This is a genomic window from Actinomycetota bacterium (genome assembly GCA_009923495.1).
Taxonomy (GTDB): Bacteria; Actinomycetota; Actinomycetes; order S36-B12; family UBA5976; genus UBA5976.
Genome location: RFTJ01000007.1, coordinates 26,405 through 44,263, shown reverse-complemented (window position 1 = coordinate 44,263; position 17,859 = coordinate 26,405). Strand labels below are relative to the sequence as shown.

The 17,859-nt window shown below is 48.0% G+C and carries 9 protein-coding genes and 1 tRNA gene; 3 read left to right on the top strand and 7 right to left on the bottom strand.

Translation table 11 applies throughout. From position 1 onward, the window contains the following. Window positions 1-30: 30 nt before the first annotated feature. Window positions 31-9,084: a hypothetical protein gene (locus tag EBS36_04150; protein ID NBU32344.1), complete on the top strand. Its 9,054-nt coding sequence runs from the start codon at window positions 31-33 to the stop codon at window positions 9,082-9,084. Between the two features lies 1 nt (window position 9,085). Here EBS36_04150 and pdxH read toward each other — a convergent pair whose 3' ends face one another. After that, window positions 9,086-9,742, bottom strand: a complete 657-nt coding sequence (gene pdxH / locus EBS36_04145) for a pyridoxamine 5'-phosphate oxidase (protein ID NBU32343.1) — start codon at window positions 9,740-9,742, stop codon at window positions 9,086-9,088. Between the two features lie 62 nt (window positions 9,743-9,804). Then, the gene (locus EBS36_04140; GenBank protein ID NBU32342.1) at window positions 9,805-11,232 is read right to left on the bottom strand and encodes a deoxyribodipyrimidine photo-lyase; all 1,428 of its coding nucleotides are present in this window, start codon (window positions 11,230-11,232) and stop codon (window positions 9,805-9,807) included. 403 nt (window positions 11,233-11,635) lie between these two features. On the opposite strand from EBS36_04140, the gene EBS36_04135 reads away from it, so the two are divergent. Together EBS36_04135 and EBS36_04130 are read left to right on the top strand one after the other, a co-directional pair. Further along, a complete protein-coding gene (locus EBS36_04135) occupies window positions 11,636-12,358 on the top strand; it encodes an NlpC/P60 family protein (GenBank protein ID NBU32341.1) in 723 nt (240 codons plus the stop codon). A gap of 98 nt (window positions 12,359-12,456) precedes the next feature. Then, window positions 12,457-14,730, top strand: coding sequence for a DUF11 domain-containing protein (locus EBS36_04130; protein NBU32340.1), 2,274 nt, complete (start codon window positions 12,457-12,459; stop codon window positions 14,728-14,730). Here the strand turns inward: EBS36_04130 and galE are convergent. From galE to EBS36_04105, 5 genes are all read right to left on the bottom strand, one after another. After that, a complete protein-coding gene (gene galE, locus EBS36_04125) occupies window positions 14,711-15,697 on the bottom strand; it encodes a UDP-glucose 4-epimerase GalE (protein NBU32339.1) in 987 nt (328 codons plus the stop codon). The two genes, EBS36_04130 and galE, sit on opposite strands and share 20 nt — an antisense overlap. 40 nt (window positions 15,698-15,737) lie before the next feature. Further along, entirely contained in the window at window positions 15,738-15,965 is a 228-nt protein-coding gene (locus EBS36_04120) for a hypothetical protein (GenBank protein ID NBU32338.1), read from the bottom strand. Window positions 15,966-16,060: 95 nt separating this feature from the next. Continuing rightward, a tRNA-Arg gene (locus EBS36_04115) sits at window positions 16,061-16,133 on the bottom strand. Then, window positions 16,133-16,972, bottom strand: a complete 840-nt coding sequence (locus EBS36_04110) for an ABC transporter ATP-binding protein (protein NBU32337.1) — start codon at window positions 16,970-16,972, stop codon at window positions 16,133-16,135. Before EBS36_04110 ends, EBS36_04115 begins: the two co-directional genes overlap by 1 nt. A gap of 13 nt (window positions 16,973-16,985) precedes the next feature. Then, window positions 16,986-17,852 carry an ABC transporter permease gene (locus EBS36_04105; protein ID NBU32336.1) on the bottom strand — a complete coding sequence of 289 codons (867 nt, stop codon included), beginning with the start codon at window positions 17,850-17,852 and terminating at the stop codon, window positions 16,986-16,988. Window positions 17,853-17,859: the final 7 nt, after the last annotated feature.

Genomic DNA, 17,859 nt, shown 5'->3' with positions numbered 1-17,859 from the left:
CCTCTAGACAAGGCGAATTTAGGGGTTCTAATGCATTCTCGGATTGTAAAGATTCTGCTAGCAGCGACAATTGCTGTGACGGGCATGGCAATACCAGCCAAGGCAGCAGGTGCGACAGTTGCTGGAAAAGTGACATTTGCCAAAGAACTTTTTGTTAGCGCCACATTGCAACTTGAGCAGTACGACGCAGACCAGGATAAGTTCACCCAGGTAGCAACTGCAACCATTGCACCTTCGCCTGCTCCTACTTCGACTAGTGCGCCTTACAAATTTGAAAATGTTGAAGACGGTACTTATCGGATTTCCAACCCCTTAACCCTTGCCGAGGTCCCGACTGCAAAATTAGGTGTTTCCACTTCTAAAACCTTTTCCGTTCTAGACGGCAAATTGCTAGTAGAGGATAAGGCTGCGCTAACCATTCCCGATTTCAAACTTTCCGCAATTGGAAAGTTTGCCGTCAAAGCAATGGATTCAAAAACTAATCAACCTATTGCAGATGCGATAATCACTTTGACCGGTCAGTTCAATGGGGCAGATGCAACCTTCGATTCATTCATCGCACCAAATAAGGACGGGCTTGCAACTTTTCCGATTCCTGCGATCGGAAGCTACAGCCTCAAGATTGTAGATCCAGCTGGCCTACATCAGGATTTGCTTGTTGAGAAGTCATTCACTTCGCTCACAACAAATTTGGCAAACCCAACTCCTTACACGCCACTTGCCGGTGGAATTTTGTCGGTGACTGTATCTTCAAGGTTTGGTAAGGCTGCAAACGCAGTAGTTCACCTTTTGAATTCCGATGAAGAAATTGGACTGGCCACTGCCGATAGTGAAGGTGTAGCGGTAATTAAGGGCATAGCGCCTGGGGATTACACAATGTGGGTTGGTGGCCCGTTGGGTAGCGTGCTTCGTGATTCTGATCCGAAGGCCGTAACAATCAATGAGGGTGAGACAACAAGCACTACTCAGGTGCTAGTAAGTGGACTAACCATTTCCGGCACCGTGACTGCGGCCACCGATAAGGTGAGCAGTGCCCCAGTAGCGGATGTGCGAATTGAAGTCGCTGCAGTTGATGCCGATGGAAATGAAACCCCTGTATCACCGGCACAAACAGGTACTGATGGAAAGTACTCAACAAACGGATTGAGCGCTGGAACTTACAACCTGTACTTCTATGACGAATCAAGTGACTGGCAAGACTACCGCCTTTCTAACTCAATTCTCGGTGTCGTCGTTGGGACTACTAACGTTACGCAGCAGAATGTAGCTTTGCCCAGCGCAGCAGTTGTAACTGGCAAAGTAACTAGTAGCGAAGGCAGTGCCGTTGCTTACACCACAGTTGAATTGATTAGCGCATACGGCGATACCGTTACTAGCACCTCTACAGACGATAAAGGACAGTACCGAATCACTCGAGTCGGTGCCGGAAAATATTCATTAAAATTCACTAACGAAAATTACCGAACAGCATATTCAGATGACTTCACGGCGGCGGTGAACAAGCTAAGCACCCAGGACATGGTTCTTTATTCTGGATCTGGAATTTCTGGCAAGGTAATTACGACAAAATCTGGCCAAGGAATAGACGGTGTTCGCGTTTCGGCCTACTCAGCTTCTGGCTCAGGCTTAATTGCTGTCAGTTCAACGATCACCCAGGCTGACGGAACCTACATCTTCAGCGGCCTGCCGGCCGGCTCCTATCGGATCAAATACGACGGATCAACTGCAAATCCGCCAACTAGCAATTTCTGGCAACTAAGCACTGGTGCCAACGGAAAATCATTTGGCCAAGCAGCTGATGTAATCACTCGACCCGGCTTGGTCACAACAAATGTTAATCCGGCGCCCGTAACACCATGGGCACTTGTAACCGGAAATGTTAGAGGCAAGGTGCTGGATGAAAATGGCGAGCAGGTAGTTGCTGGCTTGGAAAATGCCACGGTGACTTTGGTAAGTACCGATGGCCTAATCGCTCAGACTGCTGAAACAGATCCCGATGGCAATTTCGAAATTTCAGTTCCCGATGGCATTTATGGCGTCAAGATTGCTGCCACCGGCTACACAACGGGATACCTCGGCTCAACTAATGGCCTGCCGACACTAATCAAGAATTTCGCAGACGCAGTAAAGGTCACGATTGAGGATGGCCTGGCCAAAGATGTTGGCTCAGTTGATGTATCTGCCTCTGGCGGAACCGTAAAAGTTACAGTAACGGATGAGGCGCAGGAGCCAGTTTCTGACGGTGTCTTAGTGGCCTATGACAGCCAAGGGAATTCTGTTGCCTTTACCGACCAATGTGATGAAAATGGCACCTTTAGCTTAAGTGGACTGCGTGGCAATCACACTTTTAGTTTCGAGGCACCAGGACAGTATGCAAAACGCTTTGTTGGCGGCACCACGAAACTCTCTGATGCCGGCACAACCGTCGTCCCAGTTGCTGATGGCAAGTCTTACAGTTACAAGTTGAGTACCGTTAATCTGCCGAACTTAAACCTAAAGTTGGTTGTTGATTCAGGAACCAACGCCGCTCTTTACACTGACGATGTAACTGTAGAGGTTTACACCTTAAAATCTGGCGCTTGGTCGATAAACGACGATCTGACTACATCTGCTGGTGATGGCACCGTGTCGTTAGGTGTTTCAAATGGTGGCGCCTATCGTATTCGGGTTGTCACCGACGCTCCGGAATTTGCGCCCATTTGGCTTGGTTCTGTGCCATTCGCTACCACGGTTAAAGATGCATCGACGATAACGATCCCGACAACCGGCAAAGCGCCTACTCTAGACAATGTCGTACTTAATGTCAGAACTGGTGGAATTCGAGGGGCAGTTAGCGACAGCTTTGCTGGCCAGGTGGCAAATGCCCAAATTCAACTTCTTGATACTGATGGCAATATCTTGCAGACAGCAACTTCTCGTGAGGACGGCATTTATAACATCTACCGTGTAGCACCAGGAACCTATACTCTGAAATTTATCGCTGAACGACTAGCAATTAAGTATGCCAATAATGTAAAGGTGCAAAGTGGCCAGACGGCCTCTGTGCCAATGACACTTAATTCTGCTTCTGGTGTTACCGGCCTAATGCTTGCTGAAGATGGCTCACCTGTTGTTGGCGCGACAGTTTCGATATTTGCGGCAGGCGGCTCGGGAGTAACTCCAATCAACTCAGTTCAGACTCAAGATGACGGTGCTTACAACCTAATTGGTCTTCCAGCTGGTTCGTACAAAATCCGATTTGATGGCACAACAGCAGATGTGCCGACCGATTCCTTCTGGTACGGAGAACAGGCAAATGTTGAAACCTTTAAGTCTGGGGCTACGGTCACGACAAAACTTGGCGAGTACCTGAAAAACATAGATTCGCGACCAACTAAGTCATGGGCGCTCATTAAGGGAACGATCCTTGACAGTGCTAGCGCTGTGTCTGGCGCAGCAATTTCTTTGGTTACCGTTTCTTTGGCTACTTTGACCGGCAAGGTTATCGCCACCGACCTCACTGATGAGAATGGCAATTTTGCTCTGTATGCGCCAGATGGCTCATATCAAATTCAGGTTCAGGCAACTGGATTCGCTAGCGGTTTTATTGATGCCACTGAAGGTGGTGATGTAACACTTTCTGCCTCGGCAGTTGGCGCTGCTGTCGTATCAGTCAATGACCATGTGGCCGTGATTGAAGGTGGACTAAAGGCGGATGATTTAACCCTAGACCTTTCAGGTACAGGTGGTACAGCCACGATTACCGTTAAAGACGATAACTCCAAGACAATTACTGATGGTGCTGTAACTGCCTATGATTCAGCCGGCAATATTGCTGGCTATGACGACAAGCCACAGTCTGGCACTTTCACGATTTCTGGCTTGAGCGGTTCCTACCGCTTGAGTTACGAGCAAGATGGTGTCTTTGCTAAGACTTTCTACGGTGGAACTTCTGACATCAGCGATCCTAAAACCCAACCAGTCACGGTAAGTAAGACCCAAAAGCCATCGGTGACAATCAATGTGAAAGCTTTGCCAAAGCTCACCGTCAACGTTGTAACCGGCTCAACTCCAGCATCCGCTTTCAAGCAACCGATAATGGTAGAGATTTACTCGCTAGTTGACGGTACCTGGACCCTAAACGATGGATTGTCCCGAGAAACATCGGAGGGCACCATTTCATTTGGTGTTTCAAAAGGCGATCAGTACCGAATCAGGGTTGTTCCGAACTCTGAGTTGCTGACGCCAGTTTGGGTTGGTTCAGCACGGTTAGCAAAGTCGGTTAATTTTGCCTCAACAATCACTATCCCTGCAACTGGCTCTGCACCTGCGCTGGGCAATGTGGTTATGAACTCTGTGGCTGGTGTGATTCAAGGAAGCGTTTTGGATCAGGATGCCGCTGGCATTGCAAATGCCTCAGTTTCACTGATTGACAATTCTGGGTCTGTGGTTGATTCAACAACTTCTCGAGCAGATGGCAGCTATCGTTTCAGTCAAGAAGTGCCTGGTGTTTACACAATCAAGATTATGGCAGATGGATACGCAATAAAGTATTTAAAGTCGCAGTCGGTCGTTGCCGATACGATAACGCCGATTTCTACTCAGTTAACTCCAGCTACTGGCATCTCTGGTCGAGTGCTACTTGATGGCCAATTGCGTAGCCCAGTTGTTGGCGGGTCTGTTTCTGTCTATTCGGCAACGGGAACTGGAAATGTTGCACTGCAGACTGTGCAGACGGATGCAGATGGTAACTACAACTTTGTTGGCCTGCCAGCTGGCAGTTACAAACTCTATTTTGATAACAGCATTGCCGAAGTCCCTGCCGACTCATTTTGGTATGGCGGCGGCGAAGAAAATGCCGGAACTTTCCGTGTGGGCCAGTCAGTCACCGCAACACTTGGCAGTTATGCCTCGGGAATTGATCCTGCTCCAGCAAGTGCATGGACCCTATTCACTGGCAATGTCCATGATGGACAATGGTCGGTCGTTGGCGGTTCGGTGTCGTTAGTTTCGGTTAGTTTGATTTCCCTGGCTGGCAATGCCTTGCTGACTGGCGTCACGGACGAGCGGGGTAACTTCGCAATCTATGCACCAGATGGCGCTTACCGCATCAAGGTTGCCGCGCCAGGATATTCGATCGGTTATGTGGATGCTTCTGAAGTGGGTACCCCCGTTTTGACGGCCTCAGCTGCAACTGCCGCGGTACTTTTTATCTCCGCGGGCAACCTTTCATTTGATAGTGGCCTGACCGAAACCGCGTTATCGCTCGACCTTGGCGCTAATGGTGGAAAGGTAACCGTCTCTATTAAAGATGACCTGGGTCAGGCAGTTACTGAAGGGCTTGTTAGTGCATATGACAAGACTGGAAAGATCGTTGCCCAGGATAGTTCAAGTGTCGGCGGAGTATTTAGTCTCTCGGGCCTACTTGGCTATTACCGAATCAGTTACCAACTAGATGGTGTTTTTGCTGAAACCTTCTTCGGCGATACTACTTCTTTAGGCGCAACCGGCACTAAGACCGTGACAGTAACTGACGGATCAAGTATCACTGCTGCAATAAAGGTAAAGTCCTTGCCAAAACTTACTGTGAACATTAACGGTGGGTCTTCTGCCTACAAGCAGCCAACCTTGGTAGAGGTTTATACCCAAGAAGATGGGCAATGGGTCCTAGATCAAGGACTAACTCAAGAAACTTCTGACGGAGCACTCACATTTGGTGTGATCAATTCCAGCCAGTATCGAATTAGGTTAGTCCCAGCTAACCCAGCGCTAGCCCCTGTGTGGCTAGGTGCAAATTCGTCGGCGCTAACTGTGAATTTAGCTAAATCAATTTTGATTCCGGCTGCTGGCGCAGTTACTCCGGTAACTGGCGTAGTTAATGTTTCCGCAGCAACTTTAAGTGGCCAGGTAGCAGATAGCTTCCAAACCTTGATGGCTGGAGTTACTGTTGACCTGCTCGCTTCAAACGGGGATGTAGTTGCGCAAACTACGACCCTTGAAGATGGAACCTACACATTCATTCAGCTAATTCCAGGTTCGTACAAACTTAAGTTCTCGCTAGAGCGATTCGCTGATAAATCAGCGTCGGTAAATCTGACTGCTGGTCAATCGGCAACACAAGACGCAGTTCTTGACTCTGCATCGGGTATCTCTGGCCGAGTTCTAGGATCAGGTCTGCAACAGTCATTGCAGATTGTTGGCTTCAATCGCCGAGGCTTGGATGTTGTTACGCCAACTGACCTGCCGGTTGCTGGAGCAGTTGTTGGTTTGTACCTTGCTTCTGGCAATGGACTCACGCCGGTTAGAACAGAAATCACTGATGAGGATGGTTACTTCAACTTCTCTGGATTGGTTCCTGGCTCGTACCGGATGCGAATTGACGGCACTGTTGCCGCCAAACCGGCCGAGCGCACTTGGTATGCAAGCGGCGAGATTAATGCATCATCATTTGCAACAGCAACCACTATTGAAGCAAAGCGTGGTGAATTGGTCACAGATATTGATCCAGCACCATTGAAGTTCTGGACTGTATTCGATGGCCTGCTAAAGGCAGGGTTGTCTACAATTTCTGGGGCAACCGTGACGCTGACCTCAACATCAGGTGGTGGCTCTTTCGCTGGTCAGACTGATGCGGATGGCTTCTTCTCAGTATTTGCACCAGATGGCGCTTACCTCGTTCAGATTTCTGCTCCTGGTTACCCAAGTGGTTTCATTAGCGACACAGAAACAGGAGTAATCCTCGATTCAATTGCTGCAAATGCAACCATCTTGAACATTGCTAATGGTTCTGCAGCATTCACCACGAGTCTTGACTTAATGAACGATCCATTAGATTTGGCCTCTATTGGTGGCTCACTTCAAGTTCAGGTCGTTGATGGCAACACCGTATTAACGGAAGGTACCGTCACTGTATACAACCGAGCTGGAGCTGTAGTGGCCTACACTGATGTGGCAACTGGCGGTACATTCAATATTGATGGCCTTCGCGGTGATTACAAGGTGAGTTATGAACTACCAGGTAGCTACGCTTTGACATTTATCGGAGGCACAAAGTCGGTTTCCGATCCAGCCACCGTATTGGTTAAAGTTCGTGACAAAGCGGTTACTGCTGCAAAACTCACCGCTGTGGCCTTGCCAAAATTTACGGTTAATGTGAAATCTGGTTCTTCCGCTTATACACAGCCTGCGACCATTAATGTATACAAACAAGAAGGCAAGTCTTGGAGTATCCAGCCAGACTTAGGTGGTTCCACCTTCACCGGAAGTTACACTTTCGGCGCAGTCCGCGGTGAGAGTTATCGCGTACAGGTTGTTCCAGATGATTTGAACACTTCCGTCGGTTGGGTGGGCAACGCAAACGCACTATCTGTGGCTGACGCAACTTCATACACCGTCCCCGCAACTGGAGCAGCACCAACTATGCCTGCCGTGGTACTAAATTCCGCAGTGCAGGTAACAGTTCCTGTCAAGAATGGTAGGCCCGTTGCTCTCGAGAATGTAGTTGTACATCTCAAGGTAAAGGTAAATGCTCAGGGTGAAGGGCCAGAAGTTGACTCACAGGTGTTAGGAACACTAGAGGCTGATGCCTGGGGATCTGTTACCTTCAATCGAGTTCCAGTTAGCCTTTTCCCAATAAGCGTTACCGGTACCAGCGGTAATTCTGCAGAAGAGTCATGGACTTGGAATGCAGCAGCGCCGACTGGCAATGTAGAAACTAATCAACTCGAGTTCAACGAAGTTGCTATTTTGGCTGCCTTAACTGGATCGATTAAAACCCTTGATGGGGTTGCAATTGCTGGCCAAACAGTAACCTTGTTAACTGATGAAGGTGACGAGTATGCATCAACGGATACCGATAGCGAAGGTAAGTATTCATTTACTGACCTACCACTTGGTGTCCACTTCACAGTAAACAGTGAGCCAGAATCTGGCTTCTTGGTTGTTGATGGCGATGCAGACTTCACTGGCCGCAGTGGTGACAAATTGGAAATTAACTTTATTCAGCACTACTCAGTCCAATTTGGTGGCGTAGTCCTTGATGCGGATGGAAACCCACGAGCCGAAGCTCTGGTGAACATCTATCGGGTAGCGGGCACCAAACTTGATGTAAATTCCGACGATGTATTGAGCGTTTACACGGATGCCGAAGGAAAATGGACATTTGATGGCGCCGAATTCAATGCTGAAGTGGGTAATTACGCATTCTTCGCCGATGGCTTGGATAGTGACTTCACGCCAGCATATCTAGGCAATGACAAGTGTGTGACCAGTGATAATCTGCCAGATCCTAAGTCTGGCTGCGCAGTTGCTAAGCCCGCCGACGCTTTGGTAGTTAATACCAGTAAAGATGTTCAGTCCCTGACAAACATTACGCTAGTACTCGGTGCAACTGATAACTCGGCACCAACCGGCGTGAAAATCAGCAAGTCACCAACAGCAACTACCTTGGTCACGCCAACATGGCAGTGGACCGGCAATGATGGCATTGACGGCAAGGCACTGAGTTCGCAGGTCGTGATTGCTTCGGCAGCGTATGGAAAGGCGATGGGCCCTTGGTCCGCTCCGATTGATGTAACTGGAACCAGTTATAGCATCATGGGTGTCCGTGGTACGACCTACTGCTTTGCCGTAAGCATGCTTGATAAGTCAGGAAATGCATCGGCATATACTGCACCATCATGTTCCACAGTCGCTATGGATGATACGGCCATGAAACCAGCGAAAACAAAGCTCTGGTCACAAGTTGCCGTAAAGGGATCGTTCCTTGGCAAGGTCACAATGGCTAAGAAGAACTCAAAGAATGCGGTACTAAATGTCACGAAGGCTGCCGCAGGTAAATCTTTGTGCATCTACTACGCAACTGGGCCTAAGTTTGGCTCGTTTACGGTCACTGTTAATGGCAAGAAGCTCGGCAAGCCGATTGCGACCGCGGGCAAAGCAGGTCAGATTAAGTCAATTTGCTTTACCACGGCAATTAAGGCCAACTCCAAGATTGCGATTAATGTTGCGAAGGCCGGAAATGGTGTTCAGATTGATGGCTATGCGATTACTGTAGCAAAGCCCGCACCGCCAACACCACCAGTTACCAATCTAAAAGTTAAGTAACTTAGGGCGATAGGCGGGTTATTTGCCAGGCATCAGCTTGGTCGAGTAACCCGCCTTCACTTTTACGCACAAACTTGATGCGGTCATGTAGGCGCGATCGACGACCTTGCCAGAATTCAATAGCGAAAACTTGGATTAGGTATCCGCCCCAATGATTTGGCAGTGGAACATTTGCACCTTCTGGGAACTTTTCCTCTAGTTGCGCCATATCTGCTTCAAGTACTTCGCGACCTGAAATTTCAGCAGACTGCATACTGATGTGTGCACCGAGTTTAGATTTATGTGGCCTAGTTGAGAAATACGCTTCTGAAATCTCTCGACTAGCCTTTGTAACCGTTCCTGAAACAATTACCTGTCGGTGTAACGAATACCAGGGAAATAGGGCGCTCACACTGGGGTTGCTGGCGAGATCGTTTGCTTTTTGAGATTGGTAGTTCGTGAAAAAAGTTAATCCTTGATTGTCAAGTCCTTTGAGCAGAACGGTGCGTGAATGAGCGTCGCCAAGGTCGTTAACAGTAGAAAGCACCATGGCATTTGGTTCTGGAATTTTATCGGGCCCAGCATCAACTGCTTCTCGTAGCCACAGATTGAGCTGGTCAAGGGGAGTTGCTTGGAGGCCACTCTCATTCAATTCGAATTTCTCATACGAAACTCGCATTTTGGACAACTCGGGATTCTGATGCTCCATAGGTTAAGTGTCCTGCATTCGGACAAAGAGTACTACTCGAAACTCTGAATGAGCCTCTTTTGATCATTCTCGCGGGGATTGTGTGCGCTCTGAACTTTACCTTTTGGCAACTTCTCGAGGCGGGACAACGCTTCAAGACGTTCGCTTGCATGATCCACAATTGGTTCTGGATAGCCGTGTGCCAAGCCATCAGCAACAAGCCAAGGTTCATGTACTGCTGGACCTGGAATATGCCTTAGTTCAGGAATAAATTTGCGGACATAATCTCCATGGGGATCAAACCTAATTGCCTGCCCGATTGGGTTGAAAACTCGATAATACGGCGATGCATCGGTTCCACACCCAGCAGTCCATTGCCAGCCATGGCTGTTGGAGGCAATATCAAAATCTGTTAGCCATTGAGCAAAATGTTCAGCGCCCAGTGTCCATTCCAGATGTAGATCCTTAATTAGAAATGAAGCTACAACCATTCGAACTCGATTGTGCATCCATCCGGTTGTCCGGAGCTGTCGCATTCCAGCGTCAACTAGTGGGTAGCCTGTGGTGCCAGTAACCCAGGCAGTGAAGCGTTCCTGGGCTTTTTCGCCGGTGTCATATTCCATTGCCTGATAAGCCCGGTTGTAATAGCCAGTATCGGTGTCTGGTCGATTGAAAAGTATGTCGGCATAGAATTCACGCCAAGCTATCTCCTTTCTAAACACTTCATGTCCAGATGAATCTTCTAAGTCGGCTAGCAATGTGCGCGGATGAATTTCACCAAAACGCAGGGCAGCACTGAGCATTGAAGTGCCATCTAGGTCGGGTCGATTTCGGTTATCGGCATAATCAGCCAACGCAGTTTGCTTAAATCGCTCCCAGCGCTTTAAGGCCGCCGCCTCGCCTGCTATCGGATGGTCAAATGCCGATAGCTCTGCTCGCTCAGGAAGTTTGTCCGAGTTAACTGAGGTGCACCAGACTTGGTTTAGGTCAGGATATTCGGCCGGCCGTCGCCAACCGTGCTTTAGCCAATTCTTGTAATACGGCGTGTACACCTTGTAGAAGCTGCCATCATCTTTAGTAATTCGTCCCGGCGCGACGGCGTATGCTGAGCCAGTAAACTTCAACTCACTGCCAACCCCAGATAATTTCCGCGCTATCTCAAGATCTCGAGCTATTGCATTGGGAGTGTGAAGTTCACCAGCGTGTACCACTGAAGCCTTAAGACTCTGAACCAAGTTTGGAATTATCTCTCTAGCGTCCCCGTATTTGATGACCAAATTTCCCGAAAGAGATTCATTTAGACTTGCCAGAGAAGCCACTAGGTAATGCTGTTGAACAGGACTCATAGTGGCCCAGGTTCGAGGCCCAACTATGTATAGGGCAAGAACGTCCTCGCCATCGGCCGCCGAATTGATGGCAGCAAGTAGGGCCGGGTTGTCTGCGAGGCGTAAATCTCGCCGGAACCACATAATTTGGGTCATATTCCAAAGGTATTGGGCATTGCAGTCATGCGCATATTGGGGAGTAAAGCGCCAGCAGTGCCCGTCGGATAAATGTGTCATAAGTCGCACTTTGCCCAAGTCAAAGTGCAAAATCTTCATTAAATCCTTGATTTATCTAGAGTTTTCGCCATTGGGGGATAGCTTGAGCCTTTGCTGCTACCGCTACCTGTCTACTTTTTCGGTAAAATTCAATAAGACTTAAAAAGTCAACGCTGGTAGTTCGCCAAATCTCACCAACTGTCAGCGCCAACAAACCCGTGGTGAGAGTGGGGGACCCAATAAGTAAGTGGTCTTAATTGACCTAGGGGTGAAGTCAGGAAACTGACCGGTTGCTTCTCCAACCGAATCCGACAGCTCACTTCATCGGCGCTAGGAGAACTTTATGTCCAAATCCGGACGACGAGTTAGTGATAAACCGTTTACTTGGTCTGCCAGAAAAGTGCTACTGCCAATCATGTCGGCAATTCTGGTGCTACCTATTGCTAGTTCTCAAGTTCGAGCTGACTCAAGACCGTCACCAAAGCCGAGTCCACACTCTTCGGCAGAGGCTGCAGCAGTAGCAACTTATTTGTCCGATCGGTTGAATAAAACTTCGGCTTCCCGTGCCCGTAAAATGGGTGCGATAACGAAGCAGATATCGGTGGTTAGACACTCGTTAAAGAATGTTCGGGTTGACGCGAAACGCCTATTGAAAATCGCGGCTAAGTACAAAGGCGTTCCGTATCGTTCTGGTGGTACAACTCCGAAGGGCTTTGATTGCTCGGGCTACACCCAGTTTGTATATCGCCAAATTGGAATTGAGCTACCTCGCGTTGCGCAAGATCAACTGGACTGGTCCAATCGGATTTCGGCCAAAGATGCTAGACCAGGCGATCTCGCCTTCTACCTAACTGGCAACTACGCCTACCACGCAGCAATATATGCAGGTAATGGCATGATATGGCACTCACCACACCCTGGAACCAGCGTCGTCAAAGTCAAAATTCGCAATCACAAGATGGCCTATGGTCGCATTCCTGCCAGTGCCATAACGCCAGGGCTGCAAATTGAGTTGAAGCGACTCGAAAAACAATTGGGGATTTTGGCAAAATCTCCTGGTCGGTAATCTTACCCTTTTTACCATTACCTGTCGAAATAATTAATCTTTGTGAATTTTTCTACTAACCTTTAGGTACTAATTCGCAACACTTTTAGCAGGGGACGATGCGTAAATTTAGGTTAGTAAATTTGGCATTCATTATTTCAGTTCTCAGTGCAACAGTGATAGGTATTCCGAGCGCTGAATCTGCCGAGCTAGCAACTTTTCAAACCTTGTACTCTGAGAATTTAACTGGATCCTTTACCTTAACCGGAAATTCAAATCAGACTTGTTCAACAAATCTGGGTCCAAATTCAGACTCCTGCTACTTGGCGCGAAATTTTACTGGAGTCGCAAATGAACTAAACAATGATGCACATGTGATGCGAAATACCGAAGTTTCAGTAGCCGCAGTTGATTCGTCAAAAATCTTTAATTCATCTATCAATGAAATTAAAATCCCTGCAAGCTCGCAAATCAAGAAAGCGTATCTATTCTGGTTTGGCACCTTGGAAACTCCGAGTGCACAAGAATTTGGCGTCGCACCATTAGTAGCGAGTAAGGCTAATGAGGTCATTTTGGCCGGGCCTGGAGAAGACTGCACGCCCCTTACTTCTTGCACTGTAACTGGCACTCAGTACACCGAATCACTTGGCGCTGGTGAGAGCGGCTTTTATGTATCCCATGCCGATGTCACAACCCGAATTAAGCAAAACTATCCCGAATTATGGTCATCTAGTTCTGGGCACAGGAATGCGCAGTTCACTGTAGCGAATGTCCAGGGCGCGCAGGGTTTGGGTACGAGTGCTGGTTGGGCAATTGTTCTAATTTACGAGAGCGCAGCTGAACAATTGCAACATATTGAATTTAAGTCAGGACTGACACTTGTTGCTCCGCGCTCGGCACACAACTTTGAAATAACTGGCTTTGACTCGCCAATTAGCGGTGACATCGAGTCCCTAGTTGGTTTAGTTGGCATCGATGGCGACGCTGGAACTGTAGGTGATTCACTGACTTTGCGAGGAACAAACCCGACGCTCTTAGCAAACTCAATAAATGAAGCAAACAACATAATGAATAGCTCGGTTTCAATTGATGGATTACGAAGCTCATACCTCAGCGGGCAGTCGGTAGGTAAGTCGAAAAATACTTTCGGCGTTGATGTGGATCGATTTACCGTTACGAATGCCATTTCCCACGGTGCTCAATCAGTCCGGCTGACACTTAATTCCGCAGCCGAAAGCTTTTATCTCCCCGCAATAATTTGGGCATCGCCACTGGGTAAGTCCGAGTTGCAATTGAAAAAATATGTTTCAGCAATAACGCAGGGCGGAGCTGGAAGCAATCTGACTGTTACCCAAGGCGATGTTATCGAATACAAAATTGAAATAGCTAACATCGGCACTTCCTCTGCTTCAAAAATTGATTTGTCAGATCTGTTTCCTGCAAACCTCATAAATATTTCCACACCAACAAGCGGTTGCACAGTTTCCTTGAACCTACTTAGTTGCCCAGACTTAGGATCACTATCTCCTGGTCAATCCGCAATCACAATTACTGCGCTGGCTGAAGTCTCATCTGGTTCGGGAACTTTTAGCAACTTTGCTTCAGCGACTTATTCAGGGCATCAAGGATTAACAACAACAATCTCAAACATTGTCACAGTCGAATATGCAGTTCGGTCAGTTGATCTATCCCTAACCTTGAAATTTGCTGATCAAATAGTGCAAGCAGGAAGTGACATCGACTTGCTTGCCACCGTAAATAACCTTGGCCCAATTAGTGATGACTCGATACAAATACGCCTCACATTGCCTACAGGATTGACCAGAAAGTCAGTGCTACCTACTGGATGTGCCCAATCAGGCCGTGTGATTAACTGCGAGTCTGCTGGCTTAGGAATCAAGAGTGGCTCAGGATTGGAGCCTGGAAGCGCCGCTGCATTGGAGTTAACGTTGCGGGCAGATGCAGCAAAGTCTAAATTTCGCGTGACCGGCACAGTAATGACGGGATTGGCAGGCGGTGATACTGACCCAACAAACAATTTTGCCTTTGCCGAAGTTTTGGTTAATCGCCCACCTAATGCAAAATCGATTCGGTTTGAAGTTAGACAAAATTCAAACTGGCAAACGAGAGACTTAGCCGACTATATTTCGGATCCCGATCAGGATTCGCTGCAAATCGAGATGGAAAAGCTCCCAAGTGATGTTGGTCGCCTCTTGCTCTTGGGTACAAACTTAAAGTTCAAGCCTTACCGAAATTGGACTGGAACTACAACTGTTAATTACAAGATTTTTGATGGCAAAGGTAGATCTGCTAAGGCACGAATAGTAATTGTCGTGTTACCAGTAGATTCCACTAGGCCCAAATGTCACAGTTTTATTGCCATGGGCTGCTAGCTTTACTACTCCATGCCGCCCAAGCACTTTGCACCATTTGAGTTAGCTCAAATCTGCTGGACCAATTGAGTACATCCCTTGCTAATCCGGGGTTGGCTACCAGAGCTGGTGGGTCGCCGGCTCTTCGTGGCGCAAGTTCGGGCGTAATTACCTGACCAGTTATCTCGCTGATTATTTCGATTACTTCTTTAACGCTTGTTCCATTTCCGGTACCAAGGTTAATCGCTTGAAATCCTGCACTTCCGTTATCCACCAAGTCCATGGCAGCCACATGTGCTTCAGCCAAATCCTGCACATGCAGGTAATCACGAATACATGTTCCATCGGGCGTTGGGTAGTCGGCGCCAAAGATCTTAGGCTGCTCACCTCGACTTATCGCCTGCATAACAATCGGAATTAAGTTCAGGGCAAAGGTATCACCAAGTTCATTAGCAGCAGCACCGGCGACGTTGAAGTAGCGCAGGGAAACCACTTTGAAACCATCTGACTTGGCCAGAGCAGCTGCCATCCATTCGCCAGCAAGTTTGGTTGCCCCATAAGGATTAATTGGATTACATAATTCACTTTCAGAAATTGAAGCATTTAGATCTAACTCTGGTTGTCCATACACTGCTGCACTAGAACTGAAAACAAGATTCTTAACGTTGTGCTGTTGCATTGAGGCGAGCAAATTAGTAAACCCACCAACATTTTCTTCCCAGTAATACAGCGGGCGTTCAACAGATTCACCTACTTGCTTTCTTGCCGCAGTGTGAAGTACGCCAGAAATTTGATAGTCGTTGAAAACCTGCTCTACTGCTTTAGCGTCATTTAAATTCGCCACCACAAGTGGAATGTCGCTAGGAAGTTTAGCTGCGATTCCGGTGCTCAGATCATCGATTACTATTACATCGCGACCACTAGAGATGCTCTGGTGGACAATGTGAGCACCGATATATCCAGCACCGCCTGTTATCAGCCAAGTCATATCTCTATTGTGGCGCTTCTAACAGTGAAATTGCGAATTGTCACCACTGGGCTGGGATATCCAGAAATGGGCAATGCCGGCAGCCTGTCTCACAACAAAATGTGCGTTCCTGTAATTTCGTTACCGTGAAAACAAAAGTGCCATTGGTCGGATCTAGGTAACCTTCTGCACCAGCTCGTACTGCTTCCTCGTGGGCCGCAATAATTGACGCATAGTCGGCGCGCTCCGGAGATAGACGTGTCGGATGCGGCAATGGGATGGTTGACATATTAACTTCACTCACTTTTATTTATTAAGGTCCGATAATTCGAACTTACCCGCAGATTTTGAATTCTGCGAGTTGGAATTGCGACAGATTTTCAGTGGCCCCGAGATGATTCGAACATCCGACACGCGGTTTAGGAAACCGCTGCTCTATCCCCTGAGCTACGGGGCCTACAGGTCTTCTTTGACTACGGATGCGTCTTTTCCTACCTTCATAAAGTCGGCGTAAGCATCGGTAACAGTTTTTGGATCAGCATGCATCATAAGCTGGCCATGATCTAGCCAAATTGCATCATTGCATAAATCGCGAATTGAACTCAGCGCATGCGAGACCAAAATCATGGTACGAGCTGACTCCATCAACTCTTTCATCTTGGCCTGTGCTTTAACTTTGAACCGAGCGTCACCAGCCGAAAGCGCCTCGTCAATCAGCAAGATGTCTGGGTTCATGTGCACAGCAACGCTGAAGGCCAGTCGCTGCGACATACCTGATGAGTAAGTTCGAGTTGGCATGTCAATGAACTTGCCTAGTTCCGCGAACTCAACAATGTCTTTTTGCTTTTCGGCAACTTCAGCACGGGACATGCCGATAGCCAGTCCTGCCAGCAGGATATTCTCGGTGCCAGACAGCTCGGTATTGAACCCAACACCGAGTGAAAGTAACGTACTCACTTTTCCATGAACTGAAATCTGTCCGGACGTTGGCGGCATGATGCCAGAGATAGCCCGTAGCAGCGTGGATTTGCCAGCGCCATTATGGCCCACGACACCTAATACGGTGCCATGCGGAATTTCAAATGAGACATTTTTCAGCGCTTCAACAGTGTTCACTACACGCTCGCCGCGACCAAAACGGGTCAAAGTAGATTTCAGCGTTGGAGCTTTTTCAAATGTTGTTCGATAAGTCAAGCAAAGATCTGAAACTTTGATGGCAGGCAGAGAAGTTTTCTCTTTGTAAAGTTTGCGCGCGCGTGCTGCTTCACTAGATTCATCAGTTGAATCTAGATCCACATCTGTTTCAACATCAAAGTCGGACAGCGAACTCACGCTCCCTTGACATAAATAACAGGCTGCCAATCAACAAAGTAGCAATGGTCCAACTAGCACCGATTAGCCAGTAATTTAGCGGTGCAATTTCACCACGCACTAGGGCATCTCCCCAAGCGCCGAACATTGCAAATAATGGGTTCAAATATAGAAAAACACTCAATTTACCTTTTACTGCATCTGCGTAGTACAACACGGGGGTGATGTAAAGCAGAATGCGCGTTAAGTAGGGCAAGAACTGTCGTAAATCTCGGAAGTACACCTGAAGCATGGCCACTAGTGAAGCCACGCCTAGAGCGAAAAAGAAAATCATAATTAGCGCCGGTATAGCCATGAGCTGGCGCCAACTTAGTGGCTGATGAGTGACTAGGTGAAAGATCAAGTAGACCAACATTGATGGCAGGAATCTTCTGAATGCTACTAGCACTGCCGAAAGCGGAAGGATTAGCCGAGGGAACGACTGGCTCGTGACCAACTTGCCAACACTAACTACACTTTTCGCGCCACCATTCATAGATTGGGAAAAGAAATGGTAGACAAAAATGCCCGCGAGTAGGTGGCACAGATAATCTGGCCCCTTATTGCGTCCGCTGGAAACAATGTAGGCAAGGGTGTAGTAAACCATGGCCAGAAATAGAGGGTTAAGGACTAGCCAGACTCGTCCAAAAAAGGTGGCAGCTGACTGCGAGCGCAGTGTGGCTCGAGAGAGTTCAACCGCAAATTCTCGGCGCTGCCACATATCAGTGAAGTAATTTTTTAAGTTCGGCAATCCAGCCCGAAAAGGTTTATGAATTGATACATCGTCAACCATATCGAATTCAGATAAATCGGCGGTTGAGCTCATGCAGATA

What these genes read in the sequence shown, in the direction of transcription:
- EBS36_04135 (NBU32341.1), top strand. Translation starts at nt 11,636, where the DNA reads ATGTCCAAATCCGGACGACGAGTTAGTGATAAACCGTTTACTTGGTCT.
- pdxH (NBU32343.1), bottom strand. Translation starts at nt 9,742, where the DNA reads ATGCGAGTTTCGTATGAGAAATTCGAATTGAATGAGAGTGGCCTCCAA.
- EBS36_04130 (NBU32340.1), top strand. Translation starts at nt 12,457, where the DNA reads ATGCGTAAATTTAGGTTAGTAAATTTGGCATTCATTATTTCAGTTCTC.
- EBS36_04105 (NBU32336.1), bottom strand. Translation starts at nt 17,852, where the DNA reads ATGAGCTCAACCGCCGATTTATCTGAATTCGATATGGTTGACGATGTA.
- EBS36_04140 (NBU32342.1), bottom strand. Translation starts at nt 11,232, where the DNA reads ATGACCCAAATTATGTGGTTCCGGCGAGATTTACGCCTCGCAGACAAC.
- EBS36_04120 (NBU32338.1), bottom strand. Translation starts at nt 15,965, where the DNA reads ATGTCAACCATCCCATTGCCGCATCCGACACGTCTATCTCCGGAGCGC.
- galE (NBU32339.1), bottom strand. Translation starts at nt 15,697, where the DNA reads ATGACTTGGCTGATAACAGGCGGTGCTGGATATATCGGTGCTCACATT.
- EBS36_04150 (NBU32344.1), top strand. Translation starts at nt 31, where the DNA reads ATGCATTCTCGGATTGTAAAGATTCTGCTAGCAGCGACAATTGCTGTG.